Origin of the sequence: Pseudomonas sp. MYb193, from assembly GCF_002966775.1 — a bacterium.
GTDB lineage: Bacteria > Pseudomonadota > Gammaproteobacteria > Pseudomonadales > Pseudomonadaceae > Aquipseudomonas > Aquipseudomonas paracarnis.
Map to the genome: position 1 here is coordinate 3,316,275 of NZ_CP023269.1, position 22,457 is coordinate 3,338,731.

A 22,457-nucleotide genomic window follows, 5' to 3' on the forward strand; every position below is an offset into this window, starting at 1 on the left:
GGTGGGGCAAGAGCGTTTTGCTTACTTTGCCGCTTTTGCAAAGTGAGCCGCCGTCAGGGCGGAACCCTAAGTGGCCGTTACCGCAGGAATGGATATGTACACGGTCCAACTGTGTTGACTGTCAGGCCGTCTTCGCAGGCAAGCCAGCTCCCACATTGGATCGCGGGGCATCAGTTATATCTGTGTCGGCTGCCAGGCCGTCACGGGAGCAAGCTCCCTCGCCACAGATTTAGCGTCGTGCCGAAGTTGTGTAGATACCTATGCTGCGATGGCGTCAGTTCAATCACCTCTCTAGTGACTGATACAACGCTATCGCAGGCAAGCCAGCTCCCACACTTTTAGAGCCGTGCAGTCAGATAGACCGCATCAGGGCTCAAGCAACCAGCGAATACACCAACGCCGTAATGGCAACCAAGCCAACTGCAGTCACAAACACATTCGACGCCTGCCCACGGTACTTGGCCATGGCCGGCACTTTGCGGATGGCGTACATCGGCATCAGGAACAGAATCGACGCAATCACCGGCCCACCCAGAGTCTCGATCATGCCAAGGATGCTCGGGTTAAGCGTGGCGACGATCCAGCACACCACCAGCATGAAGGCGGCGGTCATGCGGTCCAGGGTCTTGGGTGCCGGACGGCGGCCAGTCTTGACCACCAGGCCCTTGAGGCCCTCGCTGGCGCCGATGTAGTGGCCCAGGAACGACTTGGCAATCGCCACGAACGCAATCAACGGTGCGGCAAAGGCAATCGTCGGGTTATCGAAGTGGTTGGCCAGGTACGACAGGATCGACAGGTTTTGCGCTTTCGCTTCCGCCAACTGCGCGGGCGACAGGGTCAGCACGCAACTGAACACGAAGAACAGCACCATCGCCACCATCAGCAAGTGCGCGCGGGACAGGATCTGCGAACTGCGCTCCTCGGCGTGAGCGCCATACTGGCGCTTCTGGTCCACCGCAAAGGCCGAGATGATCGGCGAATGGTTGAACGAAAACACCATCACCGGAATCGCCAGCCACAGCGTGTTGAGCAAGGCTGAAGGCGCGGGGACTTCACTGGCGGTGCTGAGGATGCCGCCGGTCCAGTGCGGCACCAGGTACACCGCCAGGAACAGCAAGGCCACAATAAACGGGTACACCATCAGGCTCATGGCCTTGACGATCACCTGTTCACCGCAGCGCACAACGGCGAGCAGGCCGAGGATCAATACAAACGCCAGGATCGCCCGGGGCGGCGGCAGGATGTGCAGTTGGTGCTCCATGAAGCTGCTGACGGTATTGGTCAGCGCCACGCTATAGATCAGCAGGATCGGGAAGATCGCAAAGAAGTACAGCAAGGTGATCAGTGCACCGGCCTTGATACCGAAATGCTCTTCCACCACGTCGGTGATGTCGGAACCTTCGCGGCCGGACAGCACGAAACGGGTCAGCCCACGGTGGGCAAAGAACGTCATCGGGAAGGCCAGCACCGCCAGGATCACCAGCGGCCAGAAGCCCCCCAGGCCCGCGTTGATCGGCAAGAACAAAGTACCGGCGCCAATGGCGGTACCGAACAGCCCGAGCATCCAGGTGGTGTCCTGGCGGCTCCAGCTTGTGAGCGTTGCAGGTGTCGTTGCATAGCGTTCGTCGACGCTATTGGCCTGATCATTCATCCGGTCGGATCTCCGCATTCACACGGCCAGGACGAGTCAGAAAAACCTGACAGGCAGCGCCCTGACCTTAACAGGGGCGCGATTGTCCGGGATTCTTGTGAATAAGCAAAGACTTAGCTGAGGAACGGCAATGCAGTGCAAAGGCTGGAAGGCGGTCCATGGGCAGCTCAGTTGAGTCAACGCCAGATGCGCACCGCCTTTACCCACCTCACGAGTGCCCCTGCCGGGTGGCATTGGGAGGGTCGATCACGCAAGGCCGGCGAAGCTGTGTTTAAACAAACCCAGTCGCTCAGAGTTCTCCAGTGGCAAGCCGCTGACAGAAACCCAACGTCAATGAAAATTACGCACTCTTACATATAAGAATGCTCTTACATACAGTTAATCAACGCATCTGGACTGAAACTCTAATTATTGCGACTTTTGTTACAGGGGTTTTCCCAAGCATTGAGACCCCCTCCTATCACGTCTATATTCCAGCTCAGCTCAAAAAACAAAGTCCTCTAAACCCACGACAGCAGAATTAAAAACCTCACTCGCCAGGAGCGACTTGATGAAAAAACACAACCTTATTTTCTCACTGATACTTGCCACCGGAATGCTCAGCCCATTGGCCAGCCAAGCACAACCGGCAGTAGAAAACTCCGACGCAAGTGCCCTGGGCACATCCCCCCGCTGGCTGACGACAAAAGTTTATATAGAAGGCGCCCCAGAGATCGATGTAAAGGACAAGTACCCAGGTGTCGTTGGAATATCAGCGTGGGACCCTGAACGTAATCGCTACGAATTTTTCTACACCGATACCGGGCTATCAAAATATGACAACGGCGGCGGCGGTTACTTCATGGTAACAGGGGACAAGAAAAACCATATCCTGATACCCGATAAAGGTGCAACGAGAACCATCGTCAGAAAACTTGAGACGTTGAACAATCAGGAGTTCACTTATTCTCGTGAAGTTCCGCGCGACATGATCGACGCCAACCCTCTTGTTCGAATACATGTGGTTCATGCGCCCTATACCGGATCAGTAAAAACCACCCCCACCCACTAACCCTCAATCCTCAACCCTCACCCCACGAGTAGCGATAATACTCATAAAAGGCCTCACTCAATGAAAACGCTATTAAAGCCTTTATTGGCGTCTGTTTTATTGTTCTCTACCCTTGTTTCAGGCGGCCTTCATGCGCAGGCTTCCACATCAGGAAAACCTGTCGCCATCAGCGCTGACAATGCGGTGCTGCTGACCGTTTTCCTCAAACATGACCAATCTCGCAACTTGAACGAAATAAGAACAAAACTCACCGAACAGGAACTCTTTAAAGTATTCCCTCCTGAAGGGGTAGAGATCGTCAGTTGGACCATCGCCATGGGGATCGGCCACGTCATCGTTCTACGCTTCCCCGCCTCGCGCCTGCGGGAGGTCAATCTCGCCATCGAACGCTCTGCATGGGGACCCTTCAGGACAGAGTTCTTTCCTACCTACGATTACATGGACATCGTAGCGGCCGAACAGAGCAAGGTACGCAAGCCCGCACCTGCTAAATAATTCGCCCGCGTGCAAACAGCGTCTCCCGCTCGCCGAGACGCTGGCACTTTTCGCAAAAGTAGTGGCGCTTTCTCAGCGCCTTGGGCATTTCGCGCAACAAAAATGCAGCATACTCCGAGCATCGAACTCACCGGAGAGCTGCCCCATGCCCACCACCGTTCTGGTCCTGGTTGAAACCATCAACGAGTACCTGCAAATCATCGAGAGCAATGACTTTCATGTGATTCTGGCGCCGACGCCCGCCGAACGCGCTCAGGCGATCAAGTTGCACGGTGGGCAGATCAAGGCCGTGCTGACCCGTGGCCCGCTGGGGTTGTACGCCGATGAAATCGCGGCACTGCCGTTGTTGGAAATCATCTGCGTGATCGGTGCCGGCTACGAACACGTGGACCTGCAGGCCGCGAGCAATCGTGGGATCGTGGTGACCAACGGTGCAGGGGTAAATGCGCCGTCGGTGGCCGACCATGCCATGGCGTTGCTGCTGTCGCTGGTACGTGGCGTTCCCCAGACGGATGCGGCGGTGCGGCGCGGGGAATGGCCGAAAGTGATGCGCCCTTCCCTGAGCGGTAAACACCTGGGGATTCTCGGGCTGGGTGCGGTGGGGATGGAGATTGCCCGGCGCGCCGCCCTGGGGTTCGGCATGGAGGTGAGTTATCACAACCGCCAACCCCGCGATGACGTGGATTACACCTACTGTGCGACGGCTGTCGAGCTGGCGCGTACCTCGGATTTCCTGGTGCTGGCTACGCCCGGCGGTGCCAGCACCCGTCACCTGATCGACCGTCACGCCCTGGACGCCCTGGGGCCGCACGGTTTTCTAGTCAACATCGGCCGCGGCAGCGTAGTGGTGACCGCCGATCTGGTCGCCGCGCTGGAGCAGCGCCGCATCGGCGGTGCCGCGCTGGACGTGTTTGACGATGAGCCTGCAGTGCCCGATGCCCTCAAGCGCCTGAGCAATACCGTACTGACGTCCCACGTGGCCGGCCTGTCCCCGGAAGCGGCCCATGACACGGTGCAGCGCGTCGCTGATAACCTGGTGGAATACTTTGCCGGCCGCCCCGTGCTTACACCGGTGACCTTGCCAGCGCCCGCAAAATGACCAATCAGGCACGCTGATCACCCTTCAACACGCTAACCTATTAAACCGCCCCGACCTTGTCGCTGGGCGGCTATGCGCATTAGATTAGGAAATAGTCCAAGGCCTTTAGAATAAGCAGAAGGGATAAGCATGGCGCTGAACGACCAATCGACCCAGATTCGCCCAGGCGAAGAACTTGATGCCAGCCTGATCGATCCCTACCTCAAAGCTCATATTCCGGGCCTGAGCGGTACCGTCAAAATCAGCCAGTTCCCTGGTGGCGCGTCGAACCTGACTTACCTGCTGGAATACCCCGACCAGGAATTTGTGCTGCGTCGCCCGCCGTTTGGTCACAAGGCCAAGTCTGCCCACGACATGGGCCGCGAATACCGCATTCTCAACCAGCTCAAAGATGGCTTCCCGTACTGCCCCAAGGCTTATGTGCACTGCACCGATGAATCGGTGATCGGCGCCGAGTTCTATGTGATGGAGCGCGTCAACGGCATCATCCTGCGTTCCGACCTGCCGGCTGAACTGGGCCTGGACGCCACCCGCACCGAAGCCTTGTGCAAGAGCTTTATCGACAAGTTCGTCGAACTGCACCAGGTCGACTACCACGCCTGCGGCCTGGCCGACCTGGGCAAGCCCGAAGGCTATGTGGCGCGGCAGATTCGCGGCTGGGGCGAGCGCTATGAAAAAGCCCTGACGCCCGATGCGCCAAAATGGGAGGCGGTACGCGCCTGGCTCAACGACAAGATGCCTGCCGACCACCCCACCTCCAGCATCGTGCACAACGACTACCGCTTCGACAACGTGATCCTCGACCCGCACAACCCGATGCAGATCATCGGCGTGCTGGACTGGGAACTGACCACCCTGGGCGACCCGCTGATGGACCTGGGCAACACCCTCGCCTACTGGATCGAGGCCGCGGACCCGGCGCCGGTGCAATTGATGCGCCGCCAGCCGAGCAACGCCCCTGGCATGCTCACCCGCCGCCAGTTTGTCGACTACTACGCCGAGCGCTCCGGCATCCAGATCGACAATTTCGATTTCTATTACACCTACGGCCTGTTCCGTCTGGCCGGGATTGTGCAGCAGATCTACTACCGCTTCTTCCATGGCCAGACCCAGGACAAACGCTTCGCGCAGTTCATACACATGAACAAACTGCTGGAGCAGATGAGCCTGAATGTCATCGGCAAATCAGCGCTCTGAGTGCAACTACAAGGAACCCTCATGTCCAAGACCAACCTGTTCGACCTCGATGGCAAGATTGCGTTTGTTTCCGGCGCCAGCCGTGGCATCGGTGAAGCCATCGCCAAGTTGCTGGCCCAGCAAGGCGCCCATGTGATTGTCTCCAGCCGCAAGCTGGAGGGTTGCCAGCACGTGGCCGATGCGATCATCGCCGAGGGCGGCAAAGCCACGGCCATTGCCTGCCATATTGGTGAAATGGAGCAAATCACCCAGGTGTTCGCCGGCATTCGTGAACAGTTCGGCCGCCTGGATATCCTGGTCAACAACGCCGCTACCAACCCACAGTTCTGCAACGTACTGGACACCGACCTGGGCGCATTCCAGAAGACCGTTGACGTGAATATCCGTGGTTACTTCTTCATGTCGGTGGAAGCCGGCAAGCTGATGCGCGAGAACGGCGGCGGCAGCATCATCAACGTAGCCTCGATCAACGGCATCTCGCCGGGCGTGTTCCAGGGCATCTACTCGGTGACCAAGGCCGCCGTGATCAACATGACCAAGGTATTCGCCAAGGAGTGCGCGGCGTTCGGTATCCGTTGCAACGCGTTGCTGCCGGGCCTGACCGATACCAAGTTCGCCTCGGCACTGGTCAAGAACGATTCGATCCTGAAAGTTGCCCTGGCGCAGATCCCGCTCAAGCGCGTGGCTGACCCCAGCGAAATGGCTGGCGCGGTGTTGTACCTGGCCAGTGACGCATCGAGCTACACCACGGGCGTTTCGCTCAACGTGGACGGTGGCTTCTTGTCCTGAAGCCGCCGGCACTGTCGGTGGCGAACGGGCTCGCCTGTTTGTCACCGCGCACGTACAGCGCTCATGTCGATCTTAAATAGCACCAGTTTGCCATCTGGCAGGGTCGCACCAATGACCTTGAAAAGCCGTTGACGTGCCAGTGCATCCGCAACCTGCTGCCCGGCACCTGGATCGTGACTGTCCAGTTTGCTCAGGACCCGTGTGACCCAGCCATCCTCCATCTGGAAGTGCTGATTGACCCTGGCCATGCTGACGTGGCCGGATTTGGCATGTTTGACTTCAAGCACATAGACATCGCCCGCCGGCCCCATGAATACCAGATCGAAGCCATTCTGGCTGCCGCCGTAGGTCCCACCGGGAATGATTCGATAGCCATCATTTTTAAGTAACTCACGGTACATTTGCTCATTGGCCGCCCCACGCTGCCTGGTCTGCTTAATGTCCAACGCCCTCCATTGATCAAAAAAATCCTGCTCATCCCCGCGCCTGCCGCGATAGGGATAATGAAGCTGATCATTGACGGCAACGGCCTCTAGATTGAACGTTCCCTCACGACGAGCCGCCACGGTGGCCATGCCTTGAAACGCATCAAACTGCACAACACCCGGTGGTAGTGCGACGCCCTCAGCCCTGGCGTGCATCCCGAGCAACAGGCGCTCATACGGGTAGCCATGGGTCCAGATGTGTGCATCAATCATGCGATCGCGCTGCTGCACGGGCGCGTTGCGGATACGCGGGTTATCGAATGCAATCATCTGCCGCGCATATTGGCGCATATAGCAGTACGTCTGCTTGTCCACGGTCGACATCAAGCCCTGGCTCATATCACTGGTAACACCGGTGTAGCCCAGCGATTTTCGGGCGGCGCTAATGATTGCGCCGATGCTGTCCAGGCGCATTTCGGGTACCCACGATGCCCGGCTGCCGCCAGTATCCAGGTAAATACCCGGCGCGCTGTTGGAACCATTCGGGATCAGTTGGTATTTATTTCTCGTGCTATCAAGCTCGACGCGAACCAGCACGCTCCCCACCTCCAAATAGGCGACGGCCGGGTCACCAGAGAGCTGAATCATCCCGTCTTCGCTGATGGAGCCGCGAGGCTGCAACACACCACTCGCATTCTGCATGTAGAGCCTGTTATCGCCTGCCTTGTAGTGGTCCAACGAAAACAGTTCATCACCGTAGTAGTTTTGCCCGCCAATGACGTACTGTTTTTTCCCCGGGATAGGAGTCCCCGTCGCTGCACCAGCACCTCGCGCATCGTAGAGCTGCAGATCCCACTGCGGATCTCGCGGCCCGGGTGTTGGCATCGTCACTGGCGTGACTATCGGAACACTGGAATGCGCTGCGGTCGTCACGTTTGCCCAGGTTGAAGTATTCCCAACCCTCTGTACCACAGCTGAGCCGGCAGCCAGTTGATGCGCCAAGCGCGCGTGATAAGTACCACTGGCCGGCTGATGGACCACTTGCACCGTTTGCCCGGTATCCAGATTGACGTAACTGCGGCCGTTCACATCATGCATACCCTCGGCATTGACGGCTCCAAGCGTATCGCCTGTCACCCATACAGCCGTTGGCGGTGGCGGCCCAGGCAGCTCCAAAGCACTTATTTGCGGGACCCCAAGCAAACCACCATTGCGGTATCGCGTGCGCTGCGCGCCTTGATACGCCGGTTGAGTGGTACTGCTCGGGCGGCCATAGTCCCTGACCATGACAGTGTCGGCACCGTCACCGGCACGCCCAGAGGGTCGGCCGGCAGTTCTGGGCGATTGCGGTTTTTGCTGCATAAATAAAAAATCCCTTTTAATGATCAATCAGACTGGGTCAACACCGCTGAACCGCAAGTCCGCAGACGTTACGGTACGCAGCGGATCAACGTCCGCCCCCCAGCAATCGCGGCCTGAATCGTAATGAACGCCTGACACCGTGCCGTCGCTCAGCTCCAAGCCGATAACGCGCAGTTGATGCGCCATCAAGGTTGACCACTGGCGAGAGCGCCGCAACGCTTCCCAGACCTCGGCTACAGTCTGATAAGGGGAGGCATCCAATTGCGCGAGATAGATGCCCCCCAGGTCCTGGCGGATGTCGTATTGCTCGCCCTGCTTGGTGAGTACGCTGACTTGTTCCAGCGGTACCGAAGGGTCTGTCACGGGGGGCAGCAGCACCTTCACACTGCCGAGGGTCAGCGTGTTTTCGATCAAGACGATGTGCGCCCGCTCAATCAGCTCGCCAAGCTTGGCCGTGTTGATCCGCCAGAACGATGCGTCCGACTTTTTGGCCAGCGCGCCCGGCGTGGACAGGTAGATCGTTGAGCCTGTGCTGGGCACCACTTCATAGGTCGACGCCCGCCCCATCAACGAGTAAGACTTTTGATAATGCGGTGGGGCAGGAATAACGACTTTCTGCGGCGACGATTGCAACCAGGTCCCCTTGGCGCTATGCGGTCGAAAAAAACCGTGTATCCCGGGCCTTTTTACCAATGCCGAGCTGCCATCGAAGGTATTGAATCCTGGTGAGGCGCGGTCCTGGGTATAGGTTTGCTGGGCCGCCTGTATCCGGTATGAGACGCCATCATTCATGACCAGTACAAACTGGCAGTCCAGTTTGAGGCTGACCGCGATGATGTTTGACGTCACGTTAGTGCGTATCGAGGATCGATCACTGGCATATTCGCAGAGCACCAACTGACTGCCGTCGGTGAAACTGATGGTTAATTTCACGTCGCTATAGGTCAGCGAATCGAAGTGAACCAACCTGCGTAGGGTTACACGGTAACCGGCCAATACCTGGAGAATCTCCTGCGACGAATAATCCACGTACAACACGCAAGCAGTCGCGTCGCTTTTAAGGCGAACTTCGACCACCTTTCTGTGTGGCCCACGTTCGATGAAACAGCGGGTCGAACGCCCATGGGGCACCACGAACGTTCCGGCGTTCAACACCCTGTCCAGGCTGACGTCCTGGCCACCCGCTCTCACGGCGACGGTCACGTCGGCGTCCTCGTTGCCAACCAATGTCGGTTCGAGAATCGGCTCAAGCATGTAGCCGTCCTCCGTGAGAAACAGCAGGCTGTGCTTGTTCAACCAGCGCCGGTCATCACCTTGCGTATAGAGCTGCTCAAGCTTGATCACGTGCTGCGGCAGTTCGCCATTAACGCCCCGCCAGACCACAATGACCAACGCACACCCCTGGATGCCCCAATGGGCGATAGCCGAGAGAGGCCAGCGCATCTCGATCACTGCACCCTCGGCCCAGTCCTGCTCGTATAGCGAGACCGTGCCGCGGTTGGTGGCCAGAACATAACGGTCCTTGCCCGCTCCGCCGTCCACCCAGGCGTTGGAACCCAGCACGATCACCGTATCATTGCCCTGCGCGGCCTCGATCCGATCGCCATCGCCGTTTGCGATTATCGTATTGGCCTGTTCCGAACCCTTGACTTGGCTGGCAACCCCGGCTGGCGTGGCGATATTTTCTATCGAGTCGAGGCTGATCGAGTGATGAGGCAGCGGTTTGTCGATATCTTTGCGCCGCACGACGGTGCCCGCCTGCAGGTCGATGGCATAGCCCTGCGTGTTGTGCTCATAGATTGCCGAGTTGGACAGGTAGAGCGTATCGCTGCCTGCCTCGCCACGCAGCTGACTGGCCGGGCGATGTGCGTCGGCCTCGTCCAGTGTGCCCGTCGGCATGTTATAGCTGAATACGTCGTCCCTGGCGCCACCGGTCAGCTGCTTTTGGCCTTCACCGAACTGAAAAATATTGGGGATCTCAGCGAAGCCTTTGACATCGTCATTGCCGCCCCCCAACCGCCAAAGCACCGCGGAATTCGCATCACCCTGACCAAGCACCACACCAGGCAGACGGCCAACCGAGGCGCTGGAAGCATCTATTTGATCATTCTGGTCGACGACCATCGGCTCGGTGGTGTCGATGTAGGGATCCTCACCCTCAACTTCGTTCCATCGATGCTTCCAATGCCGGACCGGACTCAGCCGCACCTCAAACCCACCATTGACTACCGCCTGTACGGTGCCTCTGAGCGCCCCCCTGAGCCAGGTCTCGGCCTGATTGGTCAGGTGCTGCGCATACCAATTTTCCATCCTGGCCAGGGCGAACCGCTCACGTATTTCTTTCTCCGGTTCCTTGCCCTGAAATGCCAACCAGCCCGTGTGCAGCCGCTCGAAAACACTCAGCTCGATATAGTCATCAATTTCATCCACCTGACGAACCGCCGCATAGAGTTGCGCGCCAAACATCAATACGGCGGCGGCGGCAATACCCAGCGGGCCGGCCACGCCGAATCCAGCCAACGCTGCAACCCCCAGGGCCACACTGACGCTGGCGCTCACGATACTGAAGCCGGCGTTGACGTAATGATCAAGCGCTTCCTTGCCAGTGCTGTTCGCCGCCTTATGCAGCGATTGCTTGGCATTGTGATAGTCAAACGGCAACGTCAGCACCAGAGCGAACAGGCCGGCGCCCCGTCGCAGGATCTGGCCAAGAGAACTGGCGCTGAAACCTGCTAACACCTTATGCCCGTTTTCCAGCAGTCGTCTGCCCAAGTGCTCCAGCGCCAACTCCAGTGCCGTGCCCGTGAGGTTGGCAAACAACTCTGCGCCTGTGACTACCGCCTCATTGATATCGCCGGTCTTGATCGCTTCGGCCAAAGCGTTGATCGCACTGTAGTACCCGTAAACCTCAAGCCCGGCGCCCATTACCGCCAAGCTTCGGCTTTTCTTCGGCTCGACCCAACCAGGCATTCCCTCCAACTGCGCCGCTTGGTTGAGATTGGTTTTCTGCACTGAACGTAACAGCCTATCGAGCTTGCCCACTGCACCGGGATTGTCGTCTCCCGACTTGACCACCAGTAAAGGCGCAGCTTGTGTAGAGCGCAACGCCGCGAATTCAAACAACACAGCGGCACTGCTGTCACTGACAGAACTACTCCCGCGAAGATAACCCTGCAGTCTGGACGCCGAGAACCGAATTGAATCCAGCAGCGTCTGATCTGCCTCGCGTACCGCCAGACGATGGGTCTTGACCGGTTTTCCCGCCACCTGGGCACCCATGGCGGCCAGGTCTATACGCGAGACAGTCAACTCGCCAACCACCAGCGGTCCCAGGCTCTGGTCCAGGGCGAGCAAGGTCTCGCGCCTCTTTTTAGTATGTGTTTTCGATGTCGTCATGAATCCGGCTCCCTATGCCATCACGTTGAATAACGCGGGCGGCAGGCAATCGGTGCCTGCAATAGGGGAAATCATGGCGGCCGGTAATAGCCAGGCGACGGTAGATGCTTATACGCAGGGGCGACTGACTCACAGATATTTTGAGCCCGCACCGCAAGCGAGTAATCTTGGCGCGGAGTGAAGCCTTGGGATGAAACATGGAACTGCACGTGGTAATCAATGGCCGCAAGGACCTGGCCGAACAGCTCTACCAGCAGTTGCGCAAAGCCATCGCCACCGGGCAACTGTCGGCAGGCGCACAACTGCCCCCCAGCAGACTGCTCGCCGAACAACTGGGCATCTCGCGCAAGACGGTGTCGGACACCTACGCCACCTTGACCTACGAGGGCCTGCTGGTTGGCAAGATCGGCCGCGGCACTTTCGTCAATGCGTGGGCGCCACAGCCCGGCCGCGTGCAAACCGCCACCGACCTGGCGTGTGCTGCCAACCTGGGTAAATGGGCGGCACTGCCCTCACCCATGGGCCACCCCGCCCGCGAGGAGATCCTGCGCTACGAATTTATCGGCGGCGCGACGACACGCCACCAATTCCCCCAGGATGAATGGCGGCGTTGCACCCAGGATGCGTTGCGTCGCATCGCCCAGAACAATGGTTTTTACAGCCAGCCAGAAGGCGTGCCCGCCCTGCGCGAAGCCATCGCCGGGCATATCGCATTTTCCCGTGGGGTCAAATGCGGCGCCCGCGATATCGTAGTCACCAACGGTGCACAACAGGCGCTGGACCTGCTTGCCCGCGTGGTGCTTGAGCCCGGCAGCCTGGTCGCGATGGAGGACCCCGGCTACAGCCCCGCACGCCAATTGTTCGTCGCGATGGGCGCCCGCGTCGCCAGTGTTGCCGTCGACGAACAGGGCCTGCAGGTCGACCAGATCCCGGATGGCACCCGCCTGATCTATGTGACGCCGTCGCACCAATTCCCCCTTGGCATGCCCATGAGCCAGACGCGCCGCGAGGCCCTGCTGGACCGCGCCATTGCGCTCGGCGCGATCATCATCGAAGACGATTACGACAGCGAATTCCGTTACGAAGGCCGTCCCACCGACTCCCTGCAAAGCATGGATACCCGCGGCGTGGTCACCTACGTCGGCACCTTTTCCAAAACCCTGTCGCCGGAGCTACGCCTGGGCTATGCGGTACTGCCGCCGGCCATTTATGGTGCGGTGCTCAAGGCCAAGCAATTGACCGACCAACACAGCGCTACCTTGCCGCAGTGGGCACTGGCCAAGTTCATCAGCGAAGGCTACCTGCTCAAACATATTCGCCGCTGTCACGGCGTCTACGCGGGGCGTCGCGAACGCATCCTGCAGCGTCTGGCGGGCGATCTGTCGCCGTGGTTCGAGGCCGTACCGACGGTGGCGGGCTTTCACCTGGCGGCCCTGTGCAAGGTGCCGGTGAATATTCCATTGCTGATGGAACGGGCGCGTCAGGTCGAGGTGGGTTTATATCCCTTGGACGTGTTTTTTCACGACCGCCCGGTGCGCTCGGGGCTGATTCTGGGGTTCGGTGCCATCGAGACTCTGGATATCGACCCGGCGCTGGACAAGGTGCGGGATATCCTCCTGCAGATTGGCTAGGCGGTTTTCCGGCGCATTGGTCATTGGTGGCAAGCCCCCGGCGGCGTAGGGTGAAGCGGTCTTTCACCCGATGGAACCCTCATCATGAAACGCTTGTTCGCTGCCACACTGATGCTCGCCTCCCTCAGTGCATTTGCCCACGACCCGGTCTACAACAAGGAAACGCTCAAGGTGCTGCAAGAACACGCCTTGACCAACGTGCCGGGCAAGAAAACCATCATGCTCACCGTGGACTACGCCCCCGGCCAGGCCACCGTGCCCCACAGCCACACCGGCACCGCCGTGGCTTATGTGCTCGAAGGCGAGATCACCTCGCGGGTCAATGATGAAAAGGCGATCACCTACAAAGCCGGGCAATCGTTCTACGAACCGGCCGGCTCGCGGCATTTTGAGTCAAGCAATGCCAGCCAGACCCAACCGGCCAAGCTGCTGGTGGTGATGGTGCTGGATGACAAGGCTGAGGTACTTACCCCACTTCCCAAGTAATCAGCAACACCACAAAACCCATGTGGGAGCTGGCTCCCACAGTTTTTAACCTGCTCTGCCAGTGATTCAGGGACGTTTGAACAGGTTGCGCTGGTGTTCAATGCGCTGGCGGCACTCGCAACCCTCCAGATGATCATTGACCATCCCCATCGCCTGCATCAACGCATACATCGTGGTCGGGCCGACAAAGGTCCAGCCGCGTTTCTTCAGGGCTTTGGACAAGCGCACCGAAGCCGCTGAGGTCGGATTGGCCGTCCAGTAAGCCATGTCCACCACTGCCGGCCGCTCTTGCGCGTCGGGTTCGAACGCCCACAGCCAGCGCGCCAGCGAGCCGGTTTCCTCCACCAGTTCACAGGCCCGGCGCGCGTTGTTGATGGCCGAGACGATCTTCGCGCGATTGCGCACGATGCCCGGGTCGCTCATCAACCGCTCGATGTCCGCCTCGGCGTAGTACGCCACCCGGCGAAAATCAAACCCCTCGAACGCCTGTCGAAAGTTTTCGCGCTTGCGCAGGATGGTGATCCACGCCATCCCCGCCTGAAAGCCCTCCAGGCAGATCTTCTCGTACAACGCGATGTCATCCGCCACCGGCACGCCCCATTCGTGGTCGTGGTAATGCAGGTAAGCAGGCGCTGCAGTGCGCCAGGCGCAATACATGCGCCCTGCTTCGTCGGTTGTCAGCCCTGATTGGTCCATCCATCACCTCGTATGCCGAGGGCGATGATACGCAAAAAAAATTAATCCCCGCCAACCGCTCAAGCATCGTACTTACCGACCAACTGGTCAGACCGGGACCTGCCAACCGCCAAATATTTACTTGTGATTTGAAAAAACCCGAGCGTAGACTGGCCCCGCACTGGACTTACCGGTAAGACCACAACAATTAAGCCCTGGAACCACCAGGGCACCGAATAGAGATCCCTCCCATGCTCAGATGGTGCTCGCGTTCGATTTTCCTGCAAGTCGTGATTGGCCTGATGCTCGGCATCGCCTGCGGCCTGGCCCTTCCCGAATTCTCCTCGCAACTCAAACCCTTGGGTGACGGCTTTATCAAGCTGATCAAAATGCTGATCGGCCTGATCGTGTTCTGCGTGGTGGTCAGCGGTATTTCCGGCGCGGGCGACTTGAAGAAGGTCGGACGCATCGGCCTCAAGTCGGTGATCTATTTTGAGATGCTGACCACCGTCGCCCTGGTGCTCGGCCTGATCATGGCCTTCAGCACCGGCATCGGCAGCGGCGCCAATATTCATCTGGAGCAACTCTCTTCCGCCGGTTTGAATGAACTGGCCGACAAGGGCCAGCACATCCGCGGCACCAGCCAGTTTCTGATGGAGTTGATCCCCAACTCGGTAGTCGGCGCCTTTGCCGACAATAACGTGCTGCAAGTGCTGTTGTTTTCGGTACTGTTCGGCAGCGCGCTGAACCTGGTGGGCGAAGCGGCCAGCGGGATTTCGCGACTGATCAACGAATTGAGCCATGTGATCTTCCGCATCATGGGCATGATCGTGCGCCTGGCGCCGATTGGCGTATTCGGTGCCATCGCCTTCACCACCAGCACCTATGGCCTGGACTCACTGCAACACCTGGGCAGCCTGGTGGGGCTTTTCTACCTGACCTGCTTTGCCTTCGTGGCGGTGATCCTCGGGCTGGTGATGCGCCTGTCGGGCCTGCGCATGTTGCCGCTGCTCAAGTACCTGCGCGAAGAACTGCTGATCGTGATGGGCACCGCGTCGTCCGACGCTGTGCTGCCGCAGATCATGCGCAAGCTGGAACATTTGGGCATTGGCAGCTCCACCGTGGGTTTGGTAATCCCCACCGGATACTCGTTCAACCTCGACGGTTTCTCGATCTACCTAACCCTGGCCATCGTCTTTATCGCCAACGCCACCGGCACGCCGCTGTCGATGACCGACTTGCTGACCATCCTCCTGGTATCGTTGATCACCTCCAAGGGCGCCCATGGCATTCCAGGCTCGGCGTTGGTGATCCTGGCGGCAACGCTCACAGCGATTCCGGCGATTCCGGTAGTCGGCCTGGTGTTGGTGCTGGCGGTGGACTGGTTCATGGGCATCGGCCGTGCGCTGACCAACCTGATCGGCAACTGCGTCGCCACTGTGGCGATTGCCCGTTGGGAAAAAGACATTGATATCCAGCGCGCCAACAAAGTGCTCGACGGCCAGCAAGGCTATGCCTTCCAGGCCAAGAAGCCGGTGCTGCCGGCGCATCAGGAGTTCTAGGACAACACCCATTCAATGTGGGAGCCAGCTCCCACACTGGACCTTCGTCAGACTGAATACTGTATGAGCAACATCAAGGAGCCTTCGACGTGATCAGCACCTCAACCGTCGTCAATTCAGTGGTAGAAAAACTGCGCGCCGCCTTGGCGCGAGGCCAGTGGCGCCGCGGTGAAATGCTGCCCGGTCAACGCGAACTGGCCGAACAGCTGGGCATCAGCCGCCCGAGCCTGCGTGAGGCTGTGATCGTGCTGGAGACCCTCGGCCTGGTGCGCTCCATGCCGGGCAAAGGCGTGGTCGTGCTGGAAACCAGCGTCAGCGAGCCGCAATCGAGCGACGCCGTGGCAGACGCCAGCCTCGAGGACATCCTGCAACTGCGCTACACCCTCGAACCTTTCATCGTCGGCCTGGTGGCCCAGTCGATCAGCAGCAAGGAAATCGGCCAACTGCGCCTGACCCTGATGGACATGCGCGAAGCCCTGGATGCCGGCGATGCCGAAGCCGGCATGAACGCCTATATCGACTTCCATGAAGAACTCTTCGCCCTGACCTCCAACCCGATCTTCCAAAACGTGGTGCAGCAAACCAGCACCGCGCTCAAACAAAGCGCCCAGGTGTTGCGTAATTCCCCGGAGCACCTGGCCGAACGCCTGCAGGAGAACGAAGCCGTGGTACGCGCCATCCGCAACAAGAACAGCGCCCTGGCCAGTGCCGAAATGCGCCGGCACATCCTGCAGGAAGGCCTGCGCATGGGCATTCGCTTGAATATCCCGGACGACCATCTGGGCAGTTGATTTTCGGAGACCGGCCATGAACGCTCACGCCCTGCAACGCGACTCAACCCTCACCTCCCTACGCTGGACGCCCGAAAAAAAGCCCTCGGTGGACGATATCTACCCACGTTTGTTCGACGCCATCCTTGAGCAACGCATTGCGCCCGCCAGCCGCTTCACCGAAGAAGGCCTGGGCGAACTCTTTGGCGTGAGCCGCAGCGTGATTCGCCGGGTGCTCGCCAAGCTGTCCCATCAGCAAGTGGTCATCTTGCGCCCCAACCAGCGCGCCCAGGTCGCCGCGCCGGATGCCCAGCACACACGGCAGATTCTGGAAGCACGGCGCCTCACCGAAATGACCGTGGTGCAACTGGCCTGCGCCCAGGCCACAGCGATGCAAATTCGCCAACTGCGCGAGCTGATTGCACACGAGCGCAACGCCATTGAGCGTGACCAGCGGGGGCCGGCGATCCGGTTTTCGGGAGAGTTTCATCTGCAACTGGCGCACATGGCAGGCAATGCGCCGTTGGCACAGTTTCTCAACAGCCTGGTGCCGTTGACGTCGTTGATCATTGCGCAATTTGAAACAAAGGCCTGCACCTATTGCGCGTGGCAGGAGCATGTGGCGATTGTGGATGCCGTGGAACAGCGCGACGCCCACACGGCTGTCGCCCTGATGACCCAGCACCTGGATCACCTGGAAACCCGACTACTCAAACACCACTGACTCCAAGTGAGTGAAGTTAAAACTGTGGGAGCTGGCTTGCCTGCGATAGCGGTGTACCAGTGACCAAATGATTAACTGACCCGCCGCTATCGCAGGCAAGCCAGCTCCCACATTGATCGCATTCCAGATCAAATAAAAAGCCCCCGCATCTCACGATGCGGGGGCTTTTGGTTTAGCGAGGCATCAAGCCGGTTGCAACACCGACTGGCCACTCAACGCCAGGTCCAGCAACTCACGGTTGGCCACCGCGTACATGGCGTAGTCCGTGCCCACCGCGGCACGAATTTCCACCATCATGGCACGCCAGCGATCCGCCATGTCCTGATGCTGCTCAAGCCACAGGGCCACGCGGGCTTCCATGTCTTGCGGCGCATCGGCCATTTGCAGGACCGAAATGGTGATCGCCCGTTGCTGCCAGTCCACGTCATCGCGGAAGGCTTCGCGGGCCTGGGCCTGCCAGTTGTTGGCCACTGGCAGATCACTGATCTGCTGCAGGTACCATGGCAAGTCCAGGGCGCTGCCCACGGCGAAGTAAGCCTTGGCCACTTCGGCGGCGTCATGCCCGGTCACGTCGGCGGCTTCGATGATCGGCAGCAAGGTGTACAGGTGGGTAGTGCCTGCAACCATGCGTGCCAACAACTCCGGTACGCCGGCCTGGGTGTAGGCCTGGTAGCGGTTCTGCCAGCCTTCGCGGGTCGGGCCTTCCAGCAGTTCGTCGAGCTTGAGGCCCAGCGCCGCCAGGTGCGGACCGAAGTGCGCGGTATCGCGCCCGGCGTCTTGCTCGTTGCGACGGCTGCGCAGGAACCAGCGCGTAGCGCGACGGCCCAGGCGCATCAACTCGTCCATCAGCTCCAGTTGCACGTCAGCGGAAACCTGGTGGTCCAGGGCTTCAATCTGACGGAACCAGTGCGGGAGATGGAAGATGTCCCGCACGATCACATAAGCGCCCGCCACGTTCGCCGGGCTCATGCCGGTCGACTCTTTGAGTCGCTGAACGAAGGTGATGCCCATGTGGTTGACCAGATCGTTGGCGATCTGAGTGCTGACGATCTCGCGCTTCAGACGATGGCGACGCATGGCTTCGCCGAACTTGGCCACCAGGCTCGGTGGGAACGCGGTCTCCATGTCACGGGTCAGGTACTCGTCATCCGGTACCAGCGACTTGAGCAGTGCTTCCTTGAGGTCGATCTTGCTGTACGAGATCAGCACCGACAGCTCCGGACGGGTCAGCCCCTTGCCAGCGGAAGCGCGCTCGGTGAGCTGCTCTTCGGTCGGCAGGTACTCGATGGCGCGGTCCAGCTTGCCACGGCCTTCCAGGTCGCTCATCAGGCGCTTGTACTCGGCAGCGCGCTCGTAAGCCTTGCGCGCAGCCAGGGACAGAGCCTGGGTCTGCTTGTAGTTGTTGCCCAACACCAGGTTGCCGACTTCGTCGGTCATGCTCGCCAGCAGCTGGTTGCGCTGCTTGTCGGTCATGTCACCGGCCTGCACCACTTCGTTGAGCAGGATCTTGATGTTCACTTCGTGGTCGGAGCAATCCACGCCACCGGCGTTGTCGATAAAGTCGGTGTTGGAACCGCCGCCATTGAGGCCGAATTCCACCCGGCCCAGCTGGGTCATGCCCAGGTTACCGCCCTCGCCCACTACCTTGCAGCGCAGCTCGTTGCCGTTGACGCGCAGTGCGTCGTTGGCCTTGTCGCCCACATCGGCATGGCTCTCGGTGCTGGCCTTGACGTAGGTACCGATACCGCCGTTCCACAACAGGTCCACCGGCGCCTTGAGCAAGGCGTTGAGCAGTTCGGTCGGGGTCAGCTTGTCGGCCTGGATGTCGAAGCGTTCTTTCATCTGTGGCGAGATGGCAATGCTTTTCGCGCTGCGCGAGAAGATACCGCCACCTTCAGACATGATGCTGGTGTCGTAGTCGGTCCAGGCCGAACGCGGCAGTTCGAACAAACGCTTGCGCTCGACGAAGCTGGTGGCCGGGTTCGGGTTCGGGTCAACGAAGATATGCAGGTGGTTGAACGCTGCGACCAGTTGCAGTTTGTCCGACATCAACAAGCCGTTACCGAACACGTCACCGGCCATATCGCCGACACCTACCACAGTGATGCTGTCTTCCTGCACGTTGATGCCGCGCTCACGGAAGTGACGCTGTACACCGACCCACGCGCCCTTGGCGGTGATGCCCATTTTCTTGTGGTCGTAACCAGCCGAACCACCGGAGGCGAACGCATCGCCCAGCCAGAAGCCGTAGTCGATGGCAATGCCGTTGGCGATGTCGGAGAAGGTCGCAGTGCCCTTGTCCGCCGCCACCACCAGATACGGGTCATCGTCGTCATGACGCACGACGTTGGCCGGCGGCACCAGCGCGCCGTCTTTCAGGTTGTCGGTGATGTCCAACAGGCCGGAAATGAAGATGCGGTAGCAGGCGATGCCTTCGGCCGCGATCTCGTCCCGGCTGCCGCCCAATGGCAGGCGACGCGGCAGGAAGCCGCCCTTGGCGCCCACCGGCACGATCACCGAGTTCTTCACTTGCTGGGCTTTTACCAGGCCAAGCACTTCGGTGCGGAAGTCTTCTTCACGGTCGGACCAGCGCAGGCCGCCACGAGCCACGTTGCCAAAGCGCAGGTGCACGCCTTCGACCCGCGGCGAGTACACGAAGATTTCAAACTTCGGCACTGGCTTGGGCAGCTCGGGGATAGCACGCGGGTCGAACTTGAAGCTGAAGTACGACTTGTTCTGGCCGTTGGCATCGGTCTGGTAGAAGTTGGTACGCAGGGTGGCCTTGATCAGGTCCAGGTAGCGACGCAGGATGCGGTCTTCGTTGAGCACCTGAACGTCGTCCAGGGCGCTGAGGATCGCTTGCTCCAGGCGTTGCTGCTTGTCTTCCAGGTCGTCGGCAGTGAGCTTGCGCGCCAGGTAGAAGCGGGTCTTGAACAACCGGGTCAACTCGCGGGCGATGTCGGTGTGGTTGTTCAGGGTGCTGGCGATGTAACCCAGGTCGAAGCCCAGGCGAATCTGCTTCAGGTAACGGGCATAGGCACGCAGCAGCGCCACGTCGCGCCATGGCAGGCCGGCGGTGAGGACCAGGCGGTTGAACGCATCGTTCTCGGCATCGCCATGCACGATGTGCACGAATGCATCCTGCAGGGTGTCGTTGAGCTGCTGGATATCCAGGTTCACGCCTTCGGCGGCGATGAACGCAAAGTCATGAATCCAGAACTCACGGCCATTGGCATGGCGCAGGCGATACGGGAACTCGCCCAGCACACGCAGGCCGAGGTTTTCCAGAATCGGCAGCACGTCGGACAGCGCCAGCGGCGTGTCAGCGTGGTAGAGCTTGCAATGCAGCTCACGCTGGCCGGAGACCTGGCCCAGCGGCTGATAGAAGCTCATCACCAGCGGGTTGGCTTCGGTCAGGCTGTTGAGGTGCTGCATGTCGACCACAGCCGAATGCGCGGCGAAACGCTCGCGGTAGCCGGCCGGGAAGCCTTTGGGGAAATCCGCCAGCACGTTGGTGCCCTGGGCTTCGCCGAAGCTTTCCACTACCAGGCTGGCGTAGTCGTCCTGCCAGCTGCGGCAGGCCTGCACCACTTCTTTTTCCAGTTGCAGCGGGTCGATGTCCAGGCGGTTCTTCGGGTCAACCCGCAGAATCAGTTGTACACGGGCAAGCACGGACTCGGAGAAGAAGGTCCAGAACTCGCAGTCCGAGGCCTTCAGGCGGTCCATCAGCACTTGCTGGATCTTCTGGCGCACTTCGGTGGAGTAGATGTCGCGTGGCACGTACGCCAGGCAGTAGCAGAAACGACCATAGGGGTCTTTGCGCAGGAACACGCGGATCTTGTTGCGCTCCTGGATCTGCACGATCGACATCACGGTGCTGAACAGCTCGTCGACCGGAGTCTGGAACAGGTCGTCGCGGGGCAGTACTTCCACCACCTGGGCAAGCTCTTTACCCAGGTGCGCCTTGGCCTGGAAGCCCGAACGACGTTCGATTTCCGCGACCTTGCGACGGATGTAAGGGATCACCCGCACGCTTTCGCCATACACCGAGGAGGTGTACAGGCCCATGAAACGGTGTTCCTTGATGACCTTGCCGTCGGCGCTGATCTCGCGGATCGACACGTAGTCCGGGTAGGCCGGGCGGTGCACGCGGCTTGGGTGGGCGGCCTTGGCGAACGACAGTACGGTCGGCTCGCGCAGGTAGGCCACGGCGTAGTCTTCGATGCGCAGGTCTTCGGCGGTGAGGCCGGCGCGCAGCAGCTTGGTCAGACCGAGGAAGGAGCTGGCGTCATATTCGATATGACCGCCGTCCGCCTCGTCACGTACCACGAACTCTTCGTAGCCCAGGAAGGTGAAGTGGTTGCCCACCAGCCATTCGAGGAAGTTCTTGATCTCGGCTTTTTCTTCGCCGTCGATGGCGAACGCGCTGGCGTCGATACCAGCCAGCAGGTCCTGGACCTTGGCTTTCATCGGTTCGAAATCGGCCACGGCCACGCGTACTTCGCCCAGCACCTGCTCAAGCTCTTTGCTCAGCACGTTCAGTTCGGCGGCATTGGCGCAGCGGTCGATCTCCAGGTACATCAGCGATTCTTGCAGGATGCCTTCGCCCTGGGTGCCCTTGGGCAGGATTTCCAGCAGCTCGCCCTTGCTGCCACGACGCACGCTGAGCACGGTGGTTTGCAGGGTATGGATGCTGTAGCCACGGCGGTTCAGCTCTGTGCGTACCGAATCGACCAGAAAGGGCAGGTCATGGTGCAGCACTTCGACCGCAGTGTGGGTCGATTGCCAGCCATGACGTTCGTAATCGGGGTTGTAGACCCGCACTTGCGGTTGGGTGTGATCAAAGCGCTCAAGCAGGCGCCAGGCAGACAGGGTGCAACCGGCCAGGTCGGAAAGGCGACGCTGGGTCAGTTCGTCCAGAGAAATGATGCCGAAGAATTGTTCAGCGAACAGCGCCACTTGTGGCAGTGCCTGTTCACTGAGGTGCTGCGCCAGTGCCGCTTGCAGTTGATGCTGGAAGTCGGCCTTGCTGGCTGCGGTGAAGAACGCCATCTGTGGTACTCCGCTTGGGCTTGTTATTGATGAAAGCGTCGCGTGTTATCCCCTTGCGGGGAGACCGTCAGCTCTGTTCGCTGGTGTGCTGA

Annotated in this window: 15 protein-coding genes; 10 read left to right on the top strand and 5 right to left on the bottom strand. The window is 59.8% G+C overall.

Annotated elements, in window-relative coordinates; translation table 11 throughout:
• Nucleotides 1–373: 373 nt before the first annotated feature.
• Nucleotides 374–1,651 (bottom strand): serine/threonine transporter, encoded by a 1,278-nt coding sequence (locus CLM72_RS15115; protein WP_105227001.1) that lies wholly within the window; start codon nucleotides 1,649–1,651, stop codon nucleotides 374–376.
• Between the two features lie 550 nt (nucleotides 1,652–2,201).
• Between CLM72_RS15115 and CLM72_RS15120 the strand changes: the two genes are divergently transcribed.
• The 5 genes from CLM72_RS15120 (at nucleotide 2,202) to CLM72_RS15140 (ending at nucleotide 6,282) form a co-directional block, all read left to right on the top strand.
• Nucleotides 2,202–2,702 (top strand): DUF4822 domain-containing protein, encoded by a 501-nt coding sequence (locus CLM72_RS15120; protein WP_057703502.1) that lies wholly within the window; start codon nucleotides 2,202–2,204, stop codon nucleotides 2,700–2,702.
• Nucleotides 2,703–2,762: 60 nt separating this feature from the next.
• On the top strand, nucleotides 2,763–3,197 hold the full coding sequence (locus tag CLM72_RS15125) for a hypothetical protein (RefSeq protein ID WP_054921314.1): 435 nt from the start codon (nucleotides 2,763–2,765) through the stop codon (nucleotides 3,195–3,197).
• A 145-nt stretch (nucleotides 3,198–3,342) separates the two neighbouring features.
• Nucleotides 3,343–4,296, top strand: a complete 954-nt coding sequence (locus CLM72_RS15130; RefSeq protein WP_057703503.1) for a 2-hydroxyacid dehydrogenase — start codon at nucleotides 3,343–3,345, stop codon at nucleotides 4,294–4,296.
• Nucleotides 4,297–4,425: 129 nt separating this feature from the next.
• Complete coding sequence (locus CLM72_RS15135; RefSeq protein WP_034126012.1) at nucleotides 4,426–5,493, top strand: phosphotransferase family protein; 1,068 nt, start codon at nucleotides 4,426–4,428, stop codon at nucleotides 5,491–5,493.
• Nucleotides 5,494–5,514: 21 nt separating this feature from the next.
• Nucleotides 5,515–6,282, top strand: a complete 768-nt coding sequence (locus tag CLM72_RS15140) for an SDR family oxidoreductase (RefSeq protein WP_034126013.1) — start codon at nucleotides 5,515–5,517, stop codon at nucleotides 6,280–6,282.
• Between the two features lie 41 nt (nucleotides 6,283–6,323).
• Here the strand turns inward: CLM72_RS15140 and CLM72_RS15145 are convergent, their stop codons facing one another.
• Together CLM72_RS15145 and CLM72_RS15155 are read right to left on the bottom strand one after the other, a co-directional pair.
• Entirely contained in the window at nucleotides 6,324–7,805 is a 1,482-nt protein-coding gene (locus CLM72_RS15145; protein ID WP_256595203.1) for a hypothetical protein, read from the bottom strand.
• A 291-nt stretch (nucleotides 7,806–8,096) separates the two neighbouring features.
• On the bottom strand, nucleotides 8,097–11,465 hold the full coding sequence (locus CLM72_RS15155) for a type I secretion protein (protein ID WP_105227003.1): 3,369 nt from the start codon (nucleotides 11,463–11,465) through the stop codon (nucleotides 8,097–8,099).
• A 197-nt stretch (nucleotides 11,466–11,662) separates the two neighbouring features.
• Between CLM72_RS15155 and CLM72_RS15160 the strand changes: the two genes are divergently transcribed.
• Together CLM72_RS15160 and CLM72_RS15165 are read left to right on the top strand one after the other, a co-directional pair.
• The gene (locus CLM72_RS15160; protein ID WP_105227004.1) at nucleotides 11,663–13,096 is read left to right on the top strand and encodes a PLP-dependent aminotransferase family protein; all 1,434 of its coding nucleotides are present in this window, start codon (nucleotides 11,663–11,665) and stop codon (nucleotides 13,094–13,096) included.
• Nucleotides 13,097–13,180: 84 nt separating this feature from the next.
• On the top strand, nucleotides 13,181–13,582 hold the full coding sequence (locus CLM72_RS15165; RefSeq protein WP_019820196.1) for a cupin domain-containing protein: 402 nt from the start codon (nucleotides 13,181–13,183) through the stop codon (nucleotides 13,580–13,582).
• Between the two features lie 66 nt (nucleotides 13,583–13,648).
• Here CLM72_RS15165 and CLM72_RS15170 read toward each other — a convergent pair whose 3' ends face one another.
• Nucleotides 13,649–14,278, bottom strand: a complete 630-nt coding sequence (locus tag CLM72_RS15170; protein ID WP_105227005.1) for a DNA-3-methyladenine glycosylase I — start codon at nucleotides 14,276–14,278, stop codon at nucleotides 13,649–13,651.
• 215 nt (nucleotides 14,279–14,493) lie between these two features.
• Between CLM72_RS15170 and CLM72_RS15175 the strand changes: the two genes are divergently transcribed.
• From CLM72_RS15175 to CLM72_RS15185, 3 genes are all read left to right on the top strand, one after another.
• Entirely contained in the window at nucleotides 14,494–15,819 is a 1,326-nt protein-coding gene (locus CLM72_RS15175; protein WP_169855370.1) for a C4-dicarboxylate transporter DctA, read from the top strand.
• Nucleotides 15,820–15,908: 89 nt separating this feature from the next.
• Nucleotides 15,909–16,610, top strand: a complete 702-nt coding sequence (locus tag CLM72_RS15180) for a FadR/GntR family transcriptional regulator (RefSeq protein ID WP_014718317.1) — start codon at nucleotides 15,909–15,911, stop codon at nucleotides 16,608–16,610.
• A 16-nt stretch (nucleotides 16,611–16,626) separates the two neighbouring features.
• Entirely contained in the window at nucleotides 16,627–17,313 is a 687-nt protein-coding gene (locus tag CLM72_RS15185; RefSeq protein WP_105227006.1) for a GntR family transcriptional regulator, read from the top strand.
• Nucleotides 17,314–17,496: 183 nt separating this feature from the next.
• Here CLM72_RS15185 and CLM72_RS15190 read toward each other — a convergent pair whose 3' ends face one another.
• Nucleotides 17,497–22,365 carry an NAD-glutamate dehydrogenase gene (locus CLM72_RS15190; RefSeq protein ID WP_105227007.1) on the bottom strand — a complete coding sequence of 1,623 codons (4,869 nt, stop codon included), beginning with the start codon at nucleotides 22,363–22,365 and terminating at the stop codon, nucleotides 17,497–17,499.
• Nucleotides 22,366–22,457: the final 92 nt, after the last annotated feature.